Consider the following 23291-nt stretch of genomic DNA (forward strand, 5'->3'; position numbering starts at 1 on the left):
CGATAAATTCCTAGCCTCTCCCAATCTTTTACTTTATCCTCATTAATCGACAAATGTATTAAAAGGAGTTTTCGATAATTAATTGATTTTACAATAATATTCGCCTAATAAATAGTGATCGCTGTCATGAATTCTGTCATATTACAAATTGTATTATAATGGAAAGACCATCCCTTTGTGGGATGGCCTGACAAATCAGAACGACAGTAGTAATCACCGTTTATTATTTTTTCAAAACCGGTATCCAAACCTCACTTCTGAAGGTTGGTGAAGATACATCCTTACTCTCATTCCATAAAATCTCCGGGCCTATTGCTAACTCATAATTAGCGGTAGGGAACCATTCAGAATAGATGCGTCCCCAGACATTTTGCAATGTATCGGGAAATGGTCCAACAGCTTCGAATACAGCCCATGTTGCTGCAGGGACATCTAGTTTTGTTAAATGTTCGGGGCATTCCTTGGTTGTAGCCACACCAACATAATGGTCAAGCTCACCCTCTTCTTCCATTCTCCCCTCAGAAAAATTCAACGATGCTTGAATCAGTCCCTGAGGTTCGACATTCGAGAGCTTTTTGAGCTGGTAGATGTCGTCACTAGTTAAGCTTTTCCACATAGATACGATTTCCGGATTTACGCCATTAAATTGGATAGGCACCCTTCTCGTGATGCCTACGATATAGAATGGCTCTTTTTCAATGATACGATAATTCATTGCACTTCCCCCTTGAATGGTTAATTGAAAGGTCAAGCGCGGATAGGCTTTTAATGATGAGCCATGCAACTTTACCGAAGAGGGCGGAATACCGTGCAAGCCTTGAAAAGCTCTAGAAAACGCGTCTGCTGAGCTATATCCGTATTTCACCGCCACATCCATAACTCTCAATTCTCCGGTTTGAAGCTCAAATGCCGCAGATGTTAGGCGTCTCCGGCGAATGTATTCCGATAGCGTGATGCCTGCAAGGAATGAGAACATTCTAGAAAAATGATATTCGGAACAACGAGCCAACCTCGCCGCTTCCTTCAGGTCTATATCTTCATCAAGATTCTCTTCAATGTATTGTAGAGCCCCGTTCAGATTGGCAAGCAAATCCATTCGAATGACCTCCCTTCACTAACAATATAGCAAGTTTCGTCGGTATCCATCCGACATCTCATGCACAGTTTTGCTGGGGTACCTAAGAGAAAATGCCACTACTATGGTACGGTTCTCCCCGTATAATCTTAACCTATCCAGCCTGTTAGCTTAATAAAGGGCTGCCACTCGAGAGCCCTCTTCATAATGAACTATTGCTCACCAAGGAACATAATTTACTTTTCTGCGACACCTTGGAGAACGATTGTATCATCAAGGTACTCGACAGGTTGATCTTCATGCATTTGATATTCCATCTCAGCTAATTGGGATTTGATTTCTTCTTCTGTTCTCTCGCTACCATAAGTAAAACGATCAAACTCAACGCTCGTTACCAACCATTGACCCTCAATCAGGTTCAGTATGTATTTCTTATTCGTCTTTGTGAACGGCTTATCTTGTACTTCTTTCATATGGCTCGTATAAATGAATACTTCGTTTTCCTGCTCACTATCATATGGTTCTGAAAATTGAATCGTTTCTTTTTGACCATCCAGCCCTATTTTTTCTATCAACCTAAGCATATAATCCTTATGTTTATTCCATTCATCTTGAGGCATTCCCTTCAATTCTTTACTTGTGTAATTAACTCCGTCATAACCAAATATGACTCGCTTACTCTCAGCAACTAAATATGAATCACTAACAATTCCGTCCACTTGAAGAAAATATGTATCATAGTCTATTTTGAAGTAATAAAGATCGTATTCGCTAGTTTCAAGTTCCTTTATCTTTTCTACAATTTGCAGCTTCACTTTTCCATCTAACGATTGTCCACCACTACAAGCGACTAAAATTGACATAAGCAGTATGGCACCGCCAACCAGACATTTTTTTAAACTCATTATGAATGAATCATCCTTCCAACATAAGTTACTACTTCAAAGTATATTCGAATCGATAGTATACAAAACTTACTTTTTGACCGTTCATTTCGAACTGTTTATCACTTCTATCTAACCTTTTAAATCCATTCTTCTCCAATACCTTTTGTGAAGCTACATTATTTGTTGTTGTCTTCGCTTCAATCAGTTTAATTTCTTTATCAGAGATTGATTCTAATAGTAATGTTAATGCTTTGCTAGCTATACCTTTTCCAGTATGTACTTGTCCAATCCTATAACCAAGGTGTCCTACTTTTCGAGATTCATCAATATCGACTAAATTTATTCTTCCTATAATGGAATTATCTCTATCTTTAATTAAAAAGTAATAAGACACTCCTTGAAATTGTTCATCAAGTAAAGCTTCAAGTTTTTTATTAAAAATGTTAGGAGTATAATAGTCAGCTCCTCGAGTAGGTACCATTTCTTCGAAAAATGTTCTGTTTTCGAGTTCGAATTTTAACAAGTCTTCAGCATCTCTAATATGTAATTTTTCAATAAATATATCCATTTGTATTAACCACCATTCTATACTTACTGAATTAAAAGTTACCAAACAACTAGTATTATTAGTTTTATTTCAGTGTTACTCTCCATTCCCCTTCGGCCGTATCAAAAACAGCTTCTTTCTCACTTGCCCACTTCACATCGTTTGTACCAAGTACATCCTCAGGAGATGCATATTGACTCCATTCAAGCATGACATTATAATCTTGTCCCTCTAGTTTTCTCATAAAAAAACCCAAGCTAGACTTTTGATAAAACTCAAAAAAATAATGACTCTCACCTAGAGTCGCTACACGATACTTAACAACAATGGTTTGTTTATGTTGGGGAGACTGAAAATCAACATAGTTATATCCCATGAAAGAAGACCATAAGGAACATGCAACCCAAATCGATATTAAAATTAGAGTTGTAAACGTAGCCACAAAAATTTTCTTCTTAAGTACAAGTATTATTCCAAGTACGATTATGTTACATAAGATAATCATAGCTACTGGAGGTTTAGTAAAAGGAACGATATAGTACTGATTCATTCGTAATAATATAAATACAATATCTAAAAATAGGAGCAAGCCTAGCAATAAAAGTATACCTCTTTTTTTATTCATTCCTTACCCACTTTCCTACTTACCATTACTCAAAAATATACTACTCTAATATTAGACGAGATTAAGGCTTGAAGAGTTACGGTCCATTTAAATGTAAGTGCCCCACAGCTATATGTGTTACTCTCGCGTATTCGGCTATATACTTGTTTTGGTCAATAAAAAAAGCTACTCCATAAGGTCCAAAATCGACCTATGGAGTAGCTTCTATAAAAAGATAAGTTCGTTATTGTATTCCTAATTAGAAACGAGCGGCCAATTCTGCTGCTTGTTTCACACCTTCTTGAAGGATGCCTTCAGCGCGGTCAGGGAATTGATTGTGGCCTTCAACTACAACAGTCTCAGGGTTTTGAACACCCCAGAATGCTAGGGTATTCTTCACATAATTCAATGACATTTCAAGTCCAGCCATTGGTCCTTCAGAATAAACACCACCAGCAGCGTGAAGCAATGCAACTTTCTTATCTCCAACCAAACCTACTGGACCTTGTTCTGTGTATTTGAACGTTTTGCCAGCTTGGTTAAGGTAGAACATATAAGTTAGAAGTTGTGCTGGAATTGTAAAGTTCCATAGTGGGAATGCAAATACGACTTTATCAGCACCTAAGAATTGATCAAGATAAGTATTTGCTAGATCTGCAGCCTTTTGCTCTTCTGCAGTTAATGGATAACCATTAGCAAGCTTGTACAATCCATTTAACATATCGTTATCGTAATATGGAAGATCAGCTTCGAACAAGTTCAATTCTGTAACGGCATCGTTAGGATGAGTTTCCTTGTAAGTTTTCAAGAAGCTTTCATATAACTTAACTGTTGCGGATTGCTCCATTGGACGATTGTTTGCTTTTACAAATAAAACGGTAGACATAATTGGTAGTTCCCTCCTGTTGTGTTTGCACTTACTATTTGTGATGAACGGTATTTATTTCTGCTACTTAACAATGCTTAGTATCTTATGAATCTATAATTTTGTCAAGTACAGTTTGTAACAAAAAAACTACGAGACCTATAAGCTGGTATGGCCCATAAGTTCTCGCAGTATTTAGTTTAACATATTTACTAGTTCGCTACCTTCTCACGGAAGTGATTTGCTACTGATACCATGATTTTCAAAGAGGATACCGTCTCTTCCAACCCACGTGTCTTCAAACCACAGTCTGGATTGATCCAGAACAGCTCGGGGTCAAGAACCTTGAGTGCACGTTCAACCATCGAGATCATCTCTTCTTCAGCCGGGACACGAGGACTGTGGATATCATATACGCCAAGGCCAATACCTAGTGGGTACGTGTGCTCCTCGAAACTATGCACCAACTCCCCATGGCTTCTTGATGTCTCTATAGAAATAACATCTGCATCCAATGCTTGAATCGAATCGATAATATCGTGGAATTCACAGTAGCACATATGTGTATGGATTTGGGTAGTATCCTGTACGGTGGAAGTTGACACGCGGAATGCCTTCACAGCCCACTCCAGATATCCTTCCCAGTCTTCCCGCTTCAACGGAAGTCCTTCACGTAGTGCAGGTTCGTCAACTTGAATCATTTCGATCCCCGCTTGCTCAAGTGCCTCTACTTCCTTACGCAGTGCAAGTGCAATTTGATAGGCAACCTTCTCACGAGGTAGATCACTGCGTACGAACGACCAGTTCAGAATCGTGATCGGTCCAGTCAGCATACCTTTAACTGGTTTGTCGGTGAGAGACTGAGCATACTCTGTTTCCTTCACAGTCATCGGTGCGTCAAAATCAACATCCCCATAAATAACCGGAGGCTTCACGCAGCGTGTTCCATAAGATTGAACCCATCCACCTTTTGTAAAAGCAAAGCCCGGCAATTTCTCACCGAAAAACTCGACCATATCAGTCCGTTCGAATTCACCATGTACGAGCACATCAAGTCCGATCTCCTCTTGAAGTGTGATCCACTGACTGATTTGTTCCGAAATGAACTGATCATATTGTTGCTCGGACCATTCACCTTTACGCCATTTTTGACGAGCTGAACGGATCTCTGAACTTTGAGGGAAACTCCCAATTGTAGTAGTAGGTAGGAATGGAAGGTTCCATTTCTCTTTTTGCAGGGACTTACGTACGGAAAACTCACTTTTTCTTTCCGATGGTTGAAGCAGGATTTGCTCTACCGCTAAAGTAACATTCTCCCGGTTGCGTGCAGGGTCAGCACTCAAGCTCTCAAGAGATTTACGGTTCTTCTGAAACAGCTCATCTAGTTTCCCCTCTGATACTGAGCGACTCAACGCAGCAATTTCTTCAAGCTTCTCTTCGGCGAATGCAAGTGCATCCTTCAGTTCAGGTTGTAGCGATACCTCGGCGGCTGCCGACACGGGTACATGCAATAAGCTACAAGATGGTTGAACGATAATATCCGCACCCTGCGTCAATTTCGTCAACTCTTGAAGAAGTTCATACTGGCGATAGAGATCCGCCCTCCAAATGTTACGTCCATCAATGACCCCAGCACCTAACGTCTTACCTGATGGGAATCCATAACGGCGTAATGCCTCTAAATTTTCGTTCAGTCCATGTACCAAATCAAGTCCAATTCCGGCAACCGGTAATGAAACAATCCCTTCATAGCTGCTAAGAGCTTCAAAATAAGTTTGTAATAGAAGAGATAATTCTGGAACTTCACGACTAATCGTGTCATATATCAACGTTAAACGTCCAAGATCTTCAGCTGTAACCGATGTAACCAGAGCAGGTTCATCAATTTGAACCCATTTCACTCCAGCTTCTTGAAGTTCACGCAGTACCTGCACATAGAGGGGTAATAGTTGTTCAATCCAGCCGTCCAATCCAGCATTGTCAAAACCTTTCGAAAGTTTCAGGAAAGTGTATAAGCCAAGCAACACAGGTCTACCCTCGATATTCAACTTTTCTTTGGCTTCACGATAAGCCACAAGCGGCTTATTAACCGTAATTTCAGGTTTTCTTGATCCGAGCTCCGGAACAATATAGTGATAGTTCGTATTGAACCATTTCGTCATTTCACTGGCAGCTGCCCCTTTATTCCCCCGGGCAATATCATAATATGTAGTTAATGGCACTTCACCGCCTGCAAATTCAAAACGAGCAGGAATAAGTCCGAACATAACGGCAGTATCGAGTACATGATCATAGTACGTAAAATCACCCACAGGGATAATATCAATACCTTTGTCCTTTTGCAATTTCAGATTATGAAGTCGGATGTCTGTTAGACGCTCATGAAGTTCTGATTCCTCAATTTTACCGCTCCAGAATGCTTCAATACTCTTCTTCCATTCACGTTGTTGCCCAATTCTTGGATACCCCAAGTTACCACTAATAATTTTACTCAAATCGATAACCTCCTAAAAGTTTTGTGAACGTTACTTCTACGAATTTGCTTCGTACAAAACTACTTCGTAAGCATATGCTTTAAAGTTTTGTGAGCGTTACTTCGTAAGATAAAACGAAATCAAAAAGGGCCCCCTATAGCGAAATAGCTAAAGAGGACCCTTGAAATTAGTATCAATGGCTTGCATCTTTAACACCCCCCTATCTCCCGTAGGTACAACAGTGCTGTCAAAATAGGCAGGTCTCCTGGCTCCAGAATCTTTGCCGAACAACAGCCTTCCCAGTGATGCATCACCAGTGGCATTGTGTTATTCGACTCCTCTGTTACAGTGGCGGGACCGCGCCGGCATTACACCGGTCTTCCCTTTTAAGCTTCAGCCATGATGATTGAAGCACCTATCTCCACATTATTCAGTTTTGGTTACAATTCTATGAATATGTTATTTATGTTACTGCATATCACTTCATAATACAACACCAAACAACTCGGATTAATTAATTTAACGCGGTAACTTCATAAATAGTGATCCGTAACCGCTTTATTCAACATCCCAATGCACCGATCCAAATCAGCTTTGACCTGTTTCTTGTACAGTTCCGCCTTCTCGTAACCCTCTTCAGTAAAGTGATATAACACGATTTCCTGAAAATCAACCTTTGGATCGTTCCCCTTCAATTTCTTAGTACGATACAATACACCTTCCTGTACCAATTCATGTAGCGCTCTGTAAATCTCACTTTGTGGAGGAACATAACCAAATGGTTTGAACTGCTCCTTCAGCTCATCCAACATTTCATAACCGTATCCCCGTCTTCTCTCTACCATTCCTATCAGGAATAATTTAAGATATGCTCTTTGTGCTATCATGAACGCCATCCGTTTCACCCCGCCTTTTCTACCTAGTATATATAAGGTATGAATTTTTCACAATAGGGTTTTTCGGTCTTCTTTTATAACTTGATCCGTTGTAAGTAAACAGCGTGAACTGATGAAAAAACACGTGTGAAGTAGATACAACTGAAATATCTTTTCTATTGTGAATTTTTCATATATTGAAATATTCATCTTAAAGGGTTCTTTTGGGGTCTTCGTAAGTTTTCGTCTATCGTGCCCGCAAAAAATGTTCCCTCTCGAAACAACTTTGCTGCTCATCTCTCCTTCTCTTCGTATCTACCATTATTTGGTTCTTGTTTAAATTTAGAATATAGGTATAATCATACGTAATTGTATATTAAATGTTTTCTAGGGTTCCGCAACACATGTTGGTCTGGTCCGAGAGAAAACTCACAGCTACGGCTGTGTCACGGAGGGATAAAAGCCTGGGAGGAACTGTATAATAACAGTTATCTCCTAGGCTTATTTTGTTTTTTTAGGAGATAACGCAAAAAAATTAAGGAGTGAGCATGTTATGAACAAAGAGTGGATAAAGGTTTATATTGCAGCATTTTTTGAAGTGTTCTGGGTGATTGGTTTAAAGCACGCGAATGATATTTGGACTTGGGCAGGAACTGTTGTTGCTGTGATCCTCAGCTTCTATTTAATGGTTATGGCTGGAAGAAAACTTCCTGTTGGGACCGTTTACGCTGTTTTTGTAGGCATGGGTACAGCTGGAACTGTTTTATCTGAAATTATCTTTTTTGGAGAACCGATTAAAGTGGCAAAAATACTATTTATTCTACTTTTATTAGTTGGTGTGATTGGTTTGAAGCTAGTTACGAAAGATAAAGATCAGGAAGGAGCTGCTTCCTAATGGCTTGGATTTCTTTGATTTTTGCAGGAGTATTTGAAATGCTGGGTGTTACTATGATCAACAAGTTGCATAAGGACCGGAACTGGCAATCCTTAGTACTTTTAATTACAGGATTCGGAATTAGTTTTGTACTACTTGCATTTGCGATGAAAACACTACCTATGGGAACTGCTTATGCTATCTGGACAGGAATTGGAACCGCAGGTGGCGCGATATCAGGTATGCTTTTGTACGGGGAATCAAAAGATTGGAGAAGAATTGTTTTTATTGCTATGGTTTTAGGAGCTGCGCTTGGCTTAAAACTTATCTCGTAAAGGTATGGCGACCTGAGCCTGAGATCATTTCAATAGCGAATTAACAATAGAAAAGCAGGACGGATCAAGATCCGTCCTGCTTGAAATAACGAATTAATTATTTTATAATATTGATTGCTCTACAACAATTTTTGAATATCATCTTTGATCGCTTCGGATTGTGGTCCGAACACGACTTGTACTGCGCCTTTGCCGAGTCTCATAACACCAGAAGCCCCAAGCTTCTTAAGTCCTGAGTCATTAACGGCCTTCTCATCTTTAACGATGAGTCGAAGGCGTGTGATACAAGCGTCAACAGATGTAATGTTGCTAGGTCCACCTAGTTGAGCCAAAATCAGAGCTGGACGGCTATCCGCAGATACGGGACCAGAAGCTATATCTTCTTCTTCAGGATCTTCGTCTTCACGGCCCGGAGTTTTCAGGTTCAACTTGACGATGAGGAAGCGGAAGATCACATAGTATAGTACTGCTGTGACCAAACCAACTGGAATCAGGAGCAATGGTTTGCTAGAGAGCCCCCAACCGAGTCCATAGTCAATCAAACCGGCCGAGAATCCAAAACCAAGTTTCATCCCTAGCGCATAAGTGACGAACGCTGAGATACCGGACAAGACGATGTGAACACCGTAAAGTACTGGTGCAACGAACATAAAGGCAAATTCTAATGGTTCAGTAATACCAGTTAAGAACGAAGCAAGAGCAGCACCCATGAAGATAGATCCAACCATTTTGCGTCTTTCAGGTTTTGCTGTGTGGATAATTGCGAAAGCTGCTGCTGGAAGACCAAACATCATAACTGGGAAGAACCCTGTCATAAACATACCAGCCGAACTATCTCCAGCGAAGAAGCGATTCAAGTCACCATGAATTACATCGCCTGCAGCGTTAGTGAAATCACCAATTTGGAACCAAACGATAGAGTTAATGATATGATGTAATCCAAATGGTACGAGGAGACGGTTTGCAATAATGTGAACCGCAGATCCAATACCGCCGAGACTTACAACCCAGTTGCCGAATGTATCGAGAACGTTTTGAACCGGACCCCAGATCAAACCACAAACTAAACCAACAAATACCATTGTGAAGGCTGTAACCATCGGTACGAAACGTTTACCCCCGAAAAATCCAAGCCAATCCGGAAGCTTAATATTGTGATATTTCTTATAGAGTGCTGCTGCAATACAACCTACAAGGATACCCCCGAGAACACCCATGTTCAATTTAGTATCCGCGGATTGCATTATTCCAGGGAATATTCCTGGTACAATTGCAAGCAATTTAAGTAAGATCATATACCCGATGACTGCTGACAATGCAGCAACCGCATCACCGGCTAATCCGATTGCAACCCCAACCGCAAATATAAGTGGGAGGTTATCAAATATTGTACCCCCGCCCGCATTTAGAAACGGTGCAACATAAGTATTTAAGAAACCCCCTACAGTATCTCCTAGATGAAATTCCGTGATGTAATTGATGTTACCAAACCGAAGTAGAATAGCCGCTGCAGGTAGCGTAGCGACCGGAAGCATGAGCGATTTCCCGATTTTCTGGAGAAAAGCTAACATTCATAAATCATCCTTTCATAGTGTAATATTATGACTTGATAACCGCTTTTAAAATAACATCACTGCCTGCTTTTACAGGTCCGTTGAATAACTCTATGCTGTTGGTTACTTCATCAGCGTTTGTAACAATGATTGGGGTGATAATTGGATAACCTGCACCTTTAATCTTTTCAATATCAAACTCGATTAATACTTGCCCTGCTTTGACTTTATCCCCTGTAGAAATATGAGATGTGAACCCGTCCCCTTTGAGCGATACCGTATTGATACCTATATGGAACAGAAACTGTAATCCTGAGGCATGTTCCAACATAACTGCATGATTGGATTTGATTACATGAGCAACCGTTCCGTCAAACGGAGCGATCAGTTGACCAACTAAGGGCTCAATTGCCACCCCTTTGCCCATATGTCCCCCCGCAAACGCCTCATCCGGCACATTCGCTAAAGGAACCGCATTACCTGTTACAGGTGAATAGATTTCTACAACTTGGCTTTCAGTAGATTTTTTTCTCCATTTTGAAAACATAATTTTTGCCTCCTATCCTGTGATTGAAGTATATAATACCCATCCTTGAGAAATTTCAAGCGATTTCTTCCTTGATTACACATAGGGCAATCGTATAAGAACTCTTTCTTGTAGCTTCCCTTGTCATCACAGTAATGATACCGATTACATTTCCAGCATGTACCTAATTACATTTATTCGGGTAGGGTTCCACCTATTACTAAAAGATTTAAATAAAAAGAGCCAAGAAAAGAAGCCTAATGAATAGGTCAGCTTTTCTTGGCTCATGCCCATAAATGTAATGGTAACACGCCAAATGCAAAGGTTATTTTTGTTATGTGACTATAATAAATCAAGCTTGCTTATCTCGTCAATAGAAAAATTGAAAGCGGTCACTTTTTTTGTCGACAACTGAATCCTAAGAGTCTATAGATCCATAGTCCTATTAATAACAGGCTGATGGATTTTTTTGTAGGACTCGCGGAATACTAACTCAAAAAACGTTAAAGTAGGAGATTTCGATGAACAAGATCTTCTCCATCTATCTTCAGGATCTTCGAGGTATTATCACCAACTGGGTAGCCGCAGTTATGATTATCGGTTTGATCGTTTTGCCCTCTTTATACGCTTGGTTCAATATCAAAGCCTCATGGGATCCTTATGGACAAACCTCCGGCATTTCAATTGCCGTAACCAACCTAGATCAAGGAACTACTTTACGTGGTAAGGATCTCAAAATTGGTGATGAAATAGCGAATTCGTTAAAAGAGAACCACAATATCGGCTGGACTTTTACGGGTAAAGACGAAGCCTTAACTGGACTAAACCATGGCGATTACTATGCAGTCATCATTATCCCGTCCGATTTCTCAGCCCGCATTGCCACAGTACTATCTACGAATCCAGTGAAGGCAAAAATCGAATATTTTGTTAACGAGAAAATCAATGCGATTGCCCCGAAAATCACATCTAAGGGAGCTAATTCGATCATTGAAGAGGTCAACCAAAATTTTATCAAAACGGCGAACGGAACAATTTTTCAAATATTCAATAAAATCGGAGTTGAGTTGGAGCAGGAACTCCCACTTATTCGCAAAACAAAAAGTATCGTTATGCAAATCGAGGCACTCTTTCCCGAGATTAACCGGGCAGCAGACACGGCGATCAAGGATCTACAAACGAGCCGTGAAGTTGTATCTAAAGTACAAAATGAAATCCCGCGTGCCACCGATTTAGCTACTAAAGGACAGGAGTTTGCCGCAAGTACTGTACAATTTCTGGAGCATAGCCAGCAAGTTATTGATTCTTCAGGTCCGGTCGCCAAAGAGATGATTGTGCAGTTACAGCAGACAGCTAAGGCGGTGGTTCAGACGGCAGATTTGATCCAATCAGCGTTAAATCAAGTAAATCAAGAAAATCCCCAAGAGAACATTTTGCCAAAAATGAATACTCAGTTGCTTGCCACAGCTGCCAAAGCAGCGGATTCTCTCAGCGAAATGCTTGAACGCCTCGGAGGTCTGAATCCGAGCGGATCCTTGTCCAAGTCTGCATCAGAGTTAGCGCAGGTAAGTTCAGAGTTTAAGCAATTGAATAAGTTCGCAGAGGAAATTAACCTGACGCTGACTGAAGGCAAGCTATCTGCTGGGGAGACGTTGGATAAGTTCGGTACTCTCGCCCATTCTTTAACCAACCGGCTCGATCAGCTAACAGGAAAGTTAGATGAACAGATTATCCCGCAAATGAAATTGGCTCTTGAGCAGGCAAAGACAGCCGTTGACCATACAAACAGCCTTCTCGGTGAGGCACTCTCAGATTTACCCAAAGTGAATGATGTCTTAAATGACGCTAGTCGGGGATTATCAGCGGTCGTCAAAGAAGCTGAAATCGTTCGTAGTGATTTACCCGAAGCCGAGAAGAAAATATCTAAGTTGACAGATCAGATCAGTAAGCTTGAGAAAGAAGGTACTCTTGAGGATCTTATCTCACTGCTCAGCCTGAACTATGCCAAAGAAAGCGAGTTTTTCGCTGAACCAGTCACTCTGAAAGAGAACCGATTATTCCCGATTCCGAATTATGGTTCAGCCATGTCACCCTTCTTTACCACCTTATCACTTTGGGTAGGAGGACTGCTGCTAGTATCTATGCTTACGGTAGAAGTGCATGACAAAAATGCCGAATACCGGAGTTACCAAGTATACTTTGGACGTTTTCTAACCTTTGCGACACTGGCACTGCTCCAATCCTTGTTCGTGACTATAGGTGATGTGTATCTACTGGGGACCTACGCGGTGGAACCCATTAAATTTATTGTATTTGGACTATTGATTAGTGCGGTGTTTATGCTCATGATTTATACTTTGGTATCGGTATTTGGGAATGTAGGCAAAGCACTCGCTATCGTACTAATGGTACTGCAATTAGCAGGTTCTGGCGGTACGTTCCCCATCCAAGTGACACCGCCTTTTTTCCAAGCGATCCATCCCTTCCTCCCCTTTACTTATGGGATTAGCCTTTTAAGAGAAGCAGTGGGCGGAAGTGTCGGTGACATTGTAATTCGCGATATCTGTATTATGTTCATTTATGCTGGACTGGCCTTGATTGTAGGTCTCGGCTTAAAACAAGTCGTAAACCGGTATTCTGCAAAATGGGTGCGTAAAGCCAAATCAGGTCATCTGATTCATTAACCTAAACCTTATCGTTTTCCTTCAGCCTCCGGTCGGACTTTGCGTGTCGCAGTGGCTTGCAGCGGATCATCCGGCCAGTAATGTTTGGGGTAACGCCCTTTCAAGTCTTTTTTCACGTCAAAATAAGTGTTCTTCCAAAAGCTCTGTAAATCGGAGGTAACTTGAACCGGACGACTAGCAGGAGACAACAAGTGCATGGTGATTTTAACTTGACCATAGCCGATCCGAGGCGTCTCCATCATACCGAACACTTCCTGAAGTCTGACGGCAACATAAGGTGCCTGCGCATCATCATAATGGATCTGTACCTTTGATCCACTGGGTATAATAAGATGTGTAGGTGCCTCTGTATTTAATTGCTGGGTACGATCCCAACCTAGCCAGTTTTCCAGAATGGAATAAAGCGACAAGGACTGCAGATCCGCGCGTTTTCGAAAGTTCGAAATATAGGGAGCGAGCCACTGTTCCGAATCCGTAGTCAAAGCTTCATCGGATACATCAGGCCAACGTTCATCAAGCTTGTGCATGAATTGCATTCGAGCCTGTAATAGACGGGATTTACTATTCCAGGGCAAAATGGACACCCCCTGCACCCTAACAGCTTGCAGTAGTGCTTGCGTGATATCCTCTTGAGTAGGATTAGGATCGGGAACGTCTTTAAGAACAATCGCACCCAGGGTTAGTCGACGACGAACCTTTACCTTCCCTGCATCTTCATCCCATTGTACACTCTTCTCATCGCTCATATCTTCACGATAATAAGTATTCAGATCGCTCTCCGTAAGCGAAGCTGCTAGAAGAATAACACTTTCCGTTCCTTGATCATCCACTTCAGCAATCGCGAGAAAATCCTCCATCCCAAGAGGCTGCTGATGAGTAAATACAGCACCACGAGCGCTACGGAGTAAGTATCGCCCATCCGGACGGCGACGAGCGATGCGATCAGGATAAGCAAAAGAAATCAACAATCCACAGTAACGTTGCCAATCTTGTTCAATTTCTTCGGAGAATTTCCCTAGACCAAGTCCCTTTTCCCACTGTCGACTGACATCTAGAATACGCCGAAGTTCGGCTTGGTCCACGTCATAGTGGGATTTCCCTAGTTGGCTTGGTGAACGATCATACTCCATCAAAAGAGACAGACGACTTACCATATCACAATCACGACCAGCCAATTGTCCTTTAAACAAATCACGCTCCTCAAGAAGCGCGGCTAGCCTACAAGCAACCCGGCCAAGTCCAAGTGCATCGGCCCGGAGTAACATATGTGCCAAACGCGGATGCAAACCCAGCTCGCTCATCTTAATCCCATGATTGGTTATCCGATGCTGGTCATCTAATGCACCGAGCTGCCTGAGCACTTGTACCGCTTGGTTGTAAGGTGCGACTGGTGGTGCATCTAACCAATCCAGCTCATCAGTCGAAGAAGCGCCCCATGCGGCAACTTCCAGTGCAAGCGGAGTCAAATCCGCTTCTAGCATCTCTGGTGGCGTGCGTTCCGCAAGCGCGTGATCATCACTTTCGCTCCATAACCGATAACACACGCCGGGTGCAGTTCTCCCGGCACGTCCACGGCGCTGATCAGCCGAGTCCCGCGCCGCACGGGTCGTCACCAAACGGCTCATCCCGGTACGTGAAGAGAATAAGTCAGTGCGCCGCAAGCCGCTATCGATGACGACGGTCACGCCATCAACCGTGAGGCTTGATTCTGCGATAGACGTCGCCAGCACGACCTTGCGTTTGCCAGGCGGCGCTGCTTCAATCGCCCGTTGCTGCTCCGCTTGCGATAACGCTCCAAAGAGCGGTGTCACAATGACATCGCTTGGAATAATCCCCGCTAATCTACGCTCTACTCGCCGAATTTCTCGAGCACCTGGAAGGAATACGAGTATACTTCCTTGATGTGCTCGTAGTGCGCTCGTAATCGCACGTTCTACAGTTACTTCCAAGTGTTCTTTTATTGACGTAGTCAAATACCTTGTTTCAACTGGATAATTACGACCTAAACTCTGAATCACCGATGAAGTTCCCAATAGCTGTGCAATCGGCTCCGGATCCAGTGTGGCAGACATGATTAGAATACGTAGATCTTCACGAAGTAGCTGCTGACTTTGTAAGGCTAGCGCTAAACCTAGATCGGCATGAATACTACGTTCATGGAATTCGTCAAAAATAATCAGCCCTGTTCCAATCAAGGCTGGATCGTTCTGTAACATCCGAGTCAGAATGCCTTCCGTTACGACCGTAATCCGAGTGCGACTAGATACCCTACTGTCCGACCGAATCCGGTAACCAATCGTTTCACCAACCGATTCTCCAAGCTGTTTCGCCATATAGGTCGCAGCGGAACGGGCGGCAAGGCGCCGGGGTTCAAGCAGAAGAATACCTTGACCATCTAACCACGGTTCATTCAATAATTTCAGCGGAGTCCGCGTCGTCTTACCTGCTCCAGGTTCTGCCAACAATACTGCTGAGCAGCCTTTTCTTAAATGCTCCTGTAACTCTGGAAGCACATTATCTATAGGAAGTAGTGTCATTAAGATCTCCTTATTCTAACCAGCTGCAATTATTGCTTTTAGTTTTCAAGTATTACAAACTCCTGCGGATTGGATCGAATATAGGTGCTTATTTGTTTAAGACTAGCTGGGGCAATCTCTTGAAAGGACCCAAATAAACGACTTATAGTGTTTAAAAGTTCATTATCACGGTCTAAGTCTAACAGAGTTGCATCACTCCACTGTCTGCCCAACTTGAGGTTCCTTGTTTCGAGAACCTCTTTCGTCTGATTAAGCAAGCCGATCATAGAAGTATCCCTAAAGAAGTTCAAACCATTCATCACCCCAGACCAAAAATCCGGTATATCCAACAGGTAGCATATCCAAGCATAGTACTCACTTGCAGAGTTCTTGGCATGATCATACATCACTCTGAACATACATAAAGCCCGTTGTCCTTCGGTTAGCTTTGATATGGTTTCTGATTTCACTGAGATATCTTTTCCTCGTATTTGCATAAAGGTCGGCTCCATACAGGCCCACCCCAGTCTTTCATCAGCCAATGAATCAAATACTTCCCGTTTCATAGCAACTAAGGTCATTTTATCGCTCCTTTAGGTTCAACCCAACTCTTGCTCATCCTGAATATAATTAAGTAGATTTTCGCAGCCCTCGTTCACCATCTCATATACCTCTTCAAAATTACCTGTGAAATAAGGGTCAGGAACATTTCCACCGGCATGTTTTGGGACGAATTCAAGCATTTTTTTCACTTCTACCTTACGATCTGCCGGAAAATAAGGTGCTAAATTAGTGACGTTCATATCATCCATAGCAATAATATATTGGAAATCATAGAAATCTTCCTTACTAACCTGTCTAGCAAACATACCCGTATAATCAATACCATACTGCTCTAGTATTTTACGAGTCCCTTCATGTGGAGGATGTCCGACATGCCAATCCCCCGTACCCGCAGAGTCAACAACAATTCGATCCGATAGACCAGCTTTTTCTACATGACTGCGAAATACAGCCTCTGCCATCGGTGACCTACAAATATTACCCAAACATACAAACAATACTTTAATCATTGTTCCAATAACCTCCTATAATCAAACTTAATATTATGATTAAATCAACTCGTACAGTAACAACTGATTTCTAAATGGAGCCTATTTTTCATGGATCAACCCCACAATGAGGGCTTGGCTAATTTGGACATCAATCTAACGGAACTAATAACCCTTATTTTGAGTTTTGAGGGTCACAAAAATTTCTAACGGAACTGAAAGACCTTATCTCCTCCAAATGATGCTCTAGTGCATGAATATGATGAAATAACGTCTGCTGGTTCCGTTAAAATCCAGAAGAACGGAGTTTACCATGAATAAGGTCGCTGAGTTCCGTTACAACGATTCGTTATCATCTTCGGTATCGCTTTAAGGACAAGCGCTGATTTTGGTTATGAACCATCTTAATTTTACACAAATAGCGCTTCAGTCAACTGTACTAATAATCATCTTCTTTTTCAATCTTCTATTATAAATCATCGTAATATTACTGCACTACCTTTTTTCTACTGTGTTATTATTTGAATATAATGGAAAATGCGAGGAGTGAATGTTGTTATGTTAGTCGTTACAACGGAAAATATTTCAGGACATCGTATTGATCGGGTATTAGGTCATGCTTTTGGCGTCGTCGTAAGAAGTCGTGGTCTTGGAGGAAATATTACGGCGTCCATTCGCAGTCTCTTCGGCGGAGAAATCAAAGAATACACGGAGATGATCGAAGACGCGCGTAAAGCCGCTATCGACCGAATGATTCTAAATGCACATAACATGGGTGCAAATGCCATCGTGATGATGCGTTTCGATTCTGGTGAAATCGGACAGACCATGTCTGAAATCGTAGCTTACGGTACAGCGGTTGTTATAGAGAAGGTGTAACCATGTCATATCAAGATAAACTATTCTTAATTATCTCCCTATCGGTTATCATATTATCGATCATTGGAACAGTTATTTATCGTCACAATCGATTAAAACATCAAATTAATGAACCTCCCTCCGGCTTTCAAAAAACGAATGAGATCTTTATTGATCCTACGACCGGTATTAAACAACAAGTTTGGTATAATCCCAAAAGTGGTGAACGATATTACAAGAATATCGATGAGTCTAACAGAAGTAAATGATGAGAAGGTTGCCTGAGCGCTCATAACCCATATAGTATGTTGCTAACTCCACTCCTAATGCAAAGAGAAGCCTCCCATTTGAACTCTGGGGGCTTCTCTTATTCTTTCTTCTAGGACAATTTCACCAAGCTATAATTTTTCTTACCCTTGCGGATAAGGATGAAACGGCCACCGATCGCTTGATCAGCTGTCACTTCCAACTCTAAATCGGTAATGCGTTCACCATTCATCGAAAGTGCACCTTTTGTAATATCCTCACGTGCCTGCCGCTTAGACGGCTCAATACCAAGATCGACAAGCCAGTCGATGATATTCTTCGATTCCTGCGACGCTTCGAACGTCGGCATCTCTTTGAAGCCTTGCTCGATCTCGTTAGCTGTCAGTGATTTAATATCGCCACTGAACAAAGCGGCAGTTATACGTTTCGCCTGTTCCAACAATTCCTCACCGTGTACGAATTTCGTCATTTCCTCGGCCAGCGTTTTTTGTGCTTCGCGTTTATGTGGTTCAGTCTGTACCTTTTCAGCCAACTCGTCAATTTGCTCTTTAGACAAGAACGTAAAGTACTTCAGGTATTTTACAACATCACGGTCATCGGTGTTCGCCCAGAACTGGTAGAATTCGAATGGCGTTGTCTTAGCAGGATCTAACCAAATCGCGCCTCCCGCTGTTTTACCAAATTTCGTGCCATCGGCTTTCAACATAAGTGGGATCGTAAGTCCGAATGCTACTGCCTCAGACCCTTCTTTTTTACGAATCAAGTCAAGGCCGCTTGTGATATTGCCCCATTGATCAGAGCCACCGATTTGCAACTGCACGTCTTCATTCTGGTACAGATGCAGATAGTCCAACGATTGCAAGATTTGATAGGAGAATTCTGTAAAAGAGATACCGCTATCTAGCCTACTAGACACAACATCCTTTGCAAGCATCGAATTGATGCTGAAGTTTTTACCATAATCACGCAAAAATTCGATAACATTAATTTTGTGGGTCCAGTCATAGTTGTTTACCATCCGAATTTTATTATCTCCATCGGTCACAAACAACTTTTTCATTTGTGCGGTAAGTGCATCAACATTGGCTTGGACTTGTTCCAAGGTTTGCAGCGAGCGTTCTGATTGACGTCCACTTGGATCACCGATCGTACCGGTTGCACCCCCAATTAGAATAACCGGACGATGGCCAGCGAGCTGGAATCGTTTCAGCACCATGAATGGAATCAAGTGACCGATATGCATGCTGTCACCCGTTGGATCCACGCCGCAGTATAACGAGACAGCTTTCTGCTCAGTCAATTTTCTAAGCCCTTCGGCATCTGTTTGTTGATTAATGGCGTCACGCCATTCTAGTTCATCGATAATATTCACAGCTATACCACTCCTTAGATTTAGTAGATATCCTATAACGAAATATCATTCCTTTTTTGAACAACAAAAAATCGCCCCTTGTCTATTGTAGACATAGGGACGATTGAATAACCGTGTTACCACCCAGATTGCACCAATGGATTACACGCGCTTATGCGCACCATTCATGCCACTCTCGGCGAGTTATCGTTCGCCATTCCGCTCAGCATTACCTGAGACACTCCAGAGTGTAATTCGCTAACTTAATGTGTACCGGGTTTCATCAACCCCCGGCTTTCTAGAACAGGGATTAAGCTGCTACTGGGCTCTTTCAACGTATATCTTATATTAGATTAAAAACAGTATAGTGAAATAATATATCAATGTCAATCAATGCTTAATAATGAGTACTCTATTGATAACCCCTGCCAAGTTATGGATAACTCAACCCGAAACCTTGCGGATAATTACCGTCTATGGTTACTGGCAATTTCCCTTTGGGTTCTGAGCCAAATATAACACGAACGGCTGATTCCCAGGATACAGGAACGGGAGTCAGCCAATACCAGGTATCCAAGGCATAGGTTGCCATGTATGCAGCTACATCTGGATATCCTACAATATCATTCGGATTTCCGAGCGAAACAGCAACAACAGGCTTTCCGATATCACTTAATTTGTTAACCAAATCAATTTGTCCTTGCGTGATTTCTCGATCCGAATATGTGAAAATCATAATTCGATCCATACTTTGGGCCAAATTAATCACGGTGTTAATACTATCTTGCGTTACATCCAGCTTTTCTCCTTTCGCTCGGGCTACTTGAAACGAGATTACTTTACCCTTGCTAACTTTTCTTACAGTCTCAGCTATCTGATCTGCATAAGCCATACTCACTACTAGAGTGGATTCTTCGGTTTGAGGATCAAATGGTAAAATGTTATCGTTCTTGACTAGTGTTACAGAATCCATAGCAATACGTTCTGCTAACTCCTTGTGTTCCTTGTTTCCTACCACTTCTGTGGCATTATCGATGTCTACCAATCGATGTTCAAACATGTTCATCTTTAATTTATATGTAATAATCCGTTCCACAGATTCATCTATACGACTTCTCTCCAGCTTGCCTGCTTGTAGTGCTTGGAATAGAGAATTCAAGGTATCTAGTTGATCAGACGCGGATCCGTTAGCCATAACAATATCTGCTCCAGCATTAATAGCCATAACAGCTGCTTCTCCGGCTCCCCAATTTTTCGAAATGGCTTCCATAACCATAGCATCGGTAACAATGATTCCTTGAAAATCGAGATCGTTCCTCAAAAGTCCTGTTAGAACTTTTTTTGACAAAGTTGCAGGTAAATCTGGATCAATAGCTTGAATGATAATATGGGATGTCATAATAGACTCGATTCCTTGGTCGATAGCCGCTTTAAATGGAGGAAGATGTACTTCCCGCAGAACTTCTTCGCTATAAGATATAGTGGACAAAGTAAAATGTGTATCGAACCCCGTATCCCCATGCCCTGGAAAATGCTTAGCACTGGATGCGATCCCTTCACTCTGATAGCCCTTTATCTCTGCAGCCGTCATTTCGCTAACCAAATTCGTATCTTCTCCAAATGAGCGAACGCCAATAACTGCATTTAGAGGATTGGAGTTTACATCTGCTACCGGCGAGAAACTCCAATGGAATCCCATAGCTTTAGCTTCAATCGCCGTTAGTTTCGCAGCTCGTTCAGCGTATTCTACATTTTGTGTTGCCCCAATCGCCATTTGTCTTGGAAGAACCGTAGCTTCACCAGGAACTCTTTGGGCCACTCCATACTCCATGTCACCTGAAATGAAAATGGGTATTCCTAATCTAGATTCGGATGCCCATTGCTGCAATTGGTTAATGAACTTTGCTGTCTCAACTGCTGTTTCATATCGACGATTTAAGAGAGCGCTACCCACAAAGTATTCTTTAATCATACTTTTGGAAAATGGATCTGTTTCGTTTGTAGGTGTATACATAACGAGTTGACCGATCTTTTCTTTGTCAGTCATTTTCGCTACAATTTCCTTGGCGTTATGTTCGATTGATTCCTTGGATGCATTAGAATTTAATGAGTAGACGATAACAACTATTGTGCTTACTGCGACAAAGACTAGTAGGGCGATTTGTCTTCTCTTCATAATTACCTCCTAAATATAGGAACTTAATTCTAAGCTACATTAATCAACTAATTTATGTCAACTTTTGCCATCATTTAAAAGAAACCTCGAACCTTTTAAACGAGGTTCGAGGCTTTGAGTGAATTAGAAATTCATAATCATTTCTTCTTCCCTTTTCTCACTGGTCTTTTGTTCTCAAGTAAATTTTGATGATTTGGTTTTTTTCTTAATCCGCTGCTTGTGCTTTTCTTTATTATTTTACTTTTTTGAGCCCCTCCTCGACTTTCGGCTCCTGGTGCTCCAGGCACACCGGGGATTCCTTGCGGTCCTGGTACTCCTTGCGGTCCTGGTATTCCCGGAATCCCTTGTATTCCCTCCACTCCTGGTACTCCTGGTACTCCTGGAACTCCCGGCACTCCCGGCACTCCTGGTACTCCCGGCACTCCTGGTACTCCTCTCGCTCCTCGCTCTCCTCGCTCTCCTTGCTCTCCTCGTTCTCCTCGCTCTCCTCTTGCTCCTCGCTCTCCTCTCGCTCCATGCTCTCCTTGCTCTCCTCTTTCTCCTTTCGAACCTCGCTCTCCTTTCGCGCCTTGCTCTCCTCGCTCTCCTTTCGCGCCTTGAGCTCCTTTCGCTCCTGCTGGCCCGGTTGGTCCCATCGGTCCTTCTCCATATTCTCCTGTTGGCCCCGTCGGTCCCATTGGCCCCATTGGTCCCGTCGGTCCTTCTCCATATTCTCCTGTTGCTCCTGTATCTCCAGTTGCTCCAGTTGCTCCAGTTACCCCTGGGTCGCCTGTTGCTCCTCTTGCTCCTATCTCTCCACTTGGCCCGGTTGGTCCCATCGGCCCCATTGGTCCTCCTGAATCTCCGGTAGGTCCTGTTGCCCCTGTATCTCCGATTGCACCGGTTACGCCTGTCGCACCTGTTGCCCCGGTTGCTCCTGTATCTCCACTTGGCCCGGTTGGTCCCATCGGCCCCATTGGTCCTCCTGAATCTCCGGTAGGTCCTGTTGCCCCCGTATCTCCGATTGCACCAGTTCCACCTATCGCTCCTGTTGCTCCAGTATCTCCTGTTGCTCCAGTTCCTCCTGTCGCTCCAGTTTCGCCTGTTGCTCCAGTTCCTCCTGTTGCCCCAGTTTCACCTGTTGCTCCAGTATCTCCTGTTGCTCCAGTATCTCCCGTTGCTCCAGTTTCACCTGTTGCTCCTGTGTCACCTGTTGCTCCGGTATCTCCTGTTGCTCCAGTATCTCCCGTTGCTCCAGTATCTCCTGTTGCTCCAGTATCTCCTGTTGCTCCTGTCTCTCCTGTTGCTCCTGTCTCTCCTGTTGCTCCTGTCTCTCCTGTTGCTCCTGTCTCTCCTGTTGCTCCTGTCTCTCCTGTTGCTCCTGTCTCTCCTGTTGCTCCTGTCTCTCCTGTTGCTCCTGTATCTCCCGTTGCTCCTGTTGCTCCAGTTTCACCTGTTGCTCCAGTTTCACCTGTTGCTCCAGTATCTCCCGTTGCTCCTGTGTCGCCAGTTACACCAGTTCCTCCTGTTGCTCCAGTGTCACCCGTTGCTCCAGTTCCACCTGTCGCACCTGTTGCTCCTGTATCTCCGATTGCACCAGTATCTCCTGTTGCTCCAGTATCTCCTGTTGCTCCAGTATCTCCAGTTGCACCAGTGTCACCTGTTGCTCCAGTTTCACCTGTTGCTCCTATGTCGCCCGTTGCTCCAGTTTCACCTGCTACTCCTGTGTGGCCCGTTGCTCCAGTTTCACCCGTTGCACCAGTTTCACCTGTTGCTCCTGTGTCGCCCGTTGC

The 23291-nt window shown here is 42.8% G+C and carries 19 protein-coding genes, 1 pseudogene, 2 riboswitches and 1 other annotated feature; of the genes and pseudogenes, 5 read left to right on the forward strand and 15 right to left on the reverse strand.

Translation table 11 applies throughout. The annotated features are described in order from the left end of the window. Nucleotides 1-223: 223 nt before the first annotated feature. The 7 genes from EJP82_RS07580 to EJP82_RS07610 form a co-directional block, all read right to left on the reverse strand. On the reverse strand, nt 224-1096 hold the full coding sequence (locus EJP82_RS07580; protein WP_127191430.1) for an AraC family transcriptional regulator: 873 nt from the start codon (nt 1094-1096) through the stop codon (nt 224-226). Nucleotides 1097-1311: 215 nt separating this feature from the next. Then, nucleotides 1312-1980, reverse strand: a complete 669-nt coding sequence (locus EJP82_RS07585) for a hypothetical protein (protein ID WP_127191431.1) — start codon at nt 1978-1980, stop codon at nt 1312-1314. Between the two features lie 31 nt (nt 1981-2011). Next, nucleotides 2012-2530 carry a GNAT family N-acetyltransferase gene (locus EJP82_RS07590; protein ID WP_127191432.1) on the reverse strand — a complete coding sequence of 173 codons (519 nt, stop codon included), beginning with the start codon at nt 2528-2530 and terminating at the stop codon, nt 2012-2014. 64 nt (nt 2531-2594) lie between these two features. After that, a complete protein-coding gene (locus tag EJP82_RS07595; protein ID WP_127191433.1) occupies nt 2595-3134 on the reverse strand; it encodes a hypothetical protein in 540 nt (179 codons plus the stop codon). Nucleotides 3135-3372: 238 nt separating this feature from the next. After that, complete coding sequence (locus EJP82_RS07600; protein WP_127191434.1) at nt 3373-3999, reverse strand: FMN-dependent NADH-azoreductase; 627 nt, start codon at nt 3997-3999, stop codon at nt 3373-3375. A 191-nt stretch (nt 4000-4190) separates the two neighbouring features. After that, nucleotides 4191-6473, reverse strand: coding sequence for a 5-methyltetrahydropteroyltriglutamate--homocysteine S-methyltransferase (metE, locus tag EJP82_RS07605; RefSeq protein WP_127191435.1), 2283 nt, complete (start codon nt 6471-6473; stop codon nt 4191-4193). Between the two features lie 217 nt (nt 6474-6690). Next, nucleotides 6691-6886: riboswitch (cobalamin riboswitch) on the reverse strand. Between the two features lie 99 nt (nt 6887-6985). Beyond that, entirely contained in the window at nt 6986-7348 is a 363-nt protein-coding gene (locus EJP82_RS07610) for a replication termination protein (RefSeq protein WP_127191436.1), read from the reverse strand. Between the two features lie 355 nt (nt 7349-7703). Next, a riboswitch (guanidine-I (ykkC/yxkD leader) is annotated at nt 7704-7800 on the forward strand. An 80-nt stretch (nt 7801-7880) separates the two neighbouring features. Here EJP82_RS07610 and EJP82_RS07615 point away from each other — a divergent pair. Then, entirely contained in the window at nt 7881-8222 is a 342-nt protein-coding gene (locus tag EJP82_RS07615; protein ID WP_127191437.1) for a DMT family transporter, read from the forward strand. After that, a complete protein-coding gene (locus tag EJP82_RS07620; protein ID WP_127191438.1) occupies nt 8222-8536 on the forward strand; it encodes a DMT family transporter in 315 nt (104 codons plus the stop codon). The genes EJP82_RS07615 and EJP82_RS07620 overlap by 1 nt, the downstream gene beginning before the upstream one ends. A 119-nt stretch (nt 8537-8655) precedes the next feature. Here EJP82_RS07620 and nagE read toward each other — a convergent pair whose 3' ends face one another. Together nagE and EJP82_RS07630 are read right to left on the reverse strand one after the other, a co-directional pair. Further along, entirely contained in the window at nt 8656-10107 is a 1452-nt protein-coding gene (nagE, locus tag EJP82_RS07625; protein WP_127191439.1) for an N-acetylglucosamine-specific PTS transporter subunit IIBC, read from the reverse strand. A gap of 28 nt (nt 10108-10135) precedes the next feature. Next, a complete protein-coding gene (locus EJP82_RS07630; RefSeq protein WP_127191440.1) occupies nt 10136-10636 on the reverse strand; it encodes a PTS sugar transporter subunit IIA in 501 nt (166 codons plus the stop codon). Between the two features lie 500 nt (nt 10637-11136). Here EJP82_RS07630 and EJP82_RS07635 point away from each other — a divergent pair, with 500 nt between their 5' ends. Continuing rightward, nucleotides 11137-13299 carry a YhgE/Pip domain-containing protein gene (locus EJP82_RS07635; RefSeq protein WP_127191441.1) on the forward strand — a complete coding sequence of 721 codons (2163 nt, stop codon included), beginning with the start codon at nt 11137-11139 and terminating at the stop codon, nt 13297-13299. Nucleotides 13300-13307: 8 nt separating this feature from the next. On the opposite strand, the gene hrpB is transcribed toward EJP82_RS07635, so the two are convergent. The 3 genes from hrpB to EJP82_RS07650 are packed head-to-tail and all read right to left on the reverse strand — an operon-like array spanning nt 13308 to nt 16888. Further along, nucleotides 13308-15836, reverse strand: coding sequence for an ATP-dependent helicase HrpB (gene hrpB, locus EJP82_RS07640; RefSeq protein ID WP_127191442.1), 2529 nt, complete (start codon nt 15834-15836; stop codon nt 13308-13310). A gap of 38 nt (nt 15837-15874) precedes the next feature. After that, complete coding sequence (locus EJP82_RS07645; RefSeq protein WP_127191443.1) at nt 15875-16396, reverse strand: hypothetical protein; 522 nt, start codon at nt 16394-16396, stop codon at nt 15875-15877. An 18-nt stretch (nt 16397-16414) separates the two neighbouring features. After that, nucleotides 16415-16888, reverse strand: coding sequence for a low molecular weight protein-tyrosine-phosphatase (locus EJP82_RS07650; protein WP_127191444.1), 474 nt, complete (start codon nt 16886-16888; stop codon nt 16415-16417). A gap of 537 nt (nt 16889-17425) precedes the next feature. Between EJP82_RS07650 and EJP82_RS07655 the strand changes: the two genes are divergently transcribed. After that, nucleotides 17426-17746, forward strand: coding sequence for a heavy metal-binding domain-containing protein (locus tag EJP82_RS07655; protein ID WP_127191445.1), 321 nt, complete (start codon nt 17426-17428; stop codon nt 17744-17746). A 2-nt stretch (nt 17747-17748) separates the two neighbouring features. Continuing rightward, nucleotides 17749-17994, forward strand: coding sequence for a hypothetical protein (locus EJP82_RS07660; RefSeq protein ID WP_127191446.1), 246 nt, complete (start codon nt 17749-17751; stop codon nt 17992-17994). Nucleotides 17995-18104: 110 nt separating this feature from the next. Here the strand turns inward: EJP82_RS07660 and tyrS are convergent, their stop codons facing one another. The 3 genes and pseudogenes from tyrS to EJP82_RS07675 all read right to left on the reverse strand — a co-directional run. Then, the gene (gene tyrS, locus EJP82_RS07665) at nt 18105-19364 is read right to left on the reverse strand and encodes a tyrosine--tRNA ligase (RefSeq protein WP_127191447.1); all 1260 of its coding nucleotides are present in this window, start codon (nt 19362-19364) and stop codon (nt 18105-18107) included. A 92-nt stretch (nt 19365-19456) separates the two neighbouring features. Further along, nucleotides 19457-19687 (reverse strand) — a binding site (T-box leader). An 89-nt stretch (nt 19688-19776) separates the two neighbouring features. Then, nucleotides 19777-21519: a glycoside hydrolase family 3 protein gene (locus EJP82_RS07670; protein WP_127191448.1), complete on the reverse strand. Its 1743-nt coding sequence runs from the start codon at nt 21517-21519 to the stop codon at nt 19777-19779. Between the two features lie 137 nt (nt 21520-21656). Continuing rightward, nucleotides 21657-23291, reverse strand: a pseudogene (locus tag EJP82_RS07675) (hypothetical protein); the annotation flags it as partial.

This window comes from Paenibacillus anaericanus (assembly GCF_003994475.1).
GTDB classification, from domain to species: Bacteria; Bacillota; Bacilli; order Paenibacillales; family Paenibacillaceae; genus Fontibacillus; species Fontibacillus anaericanus.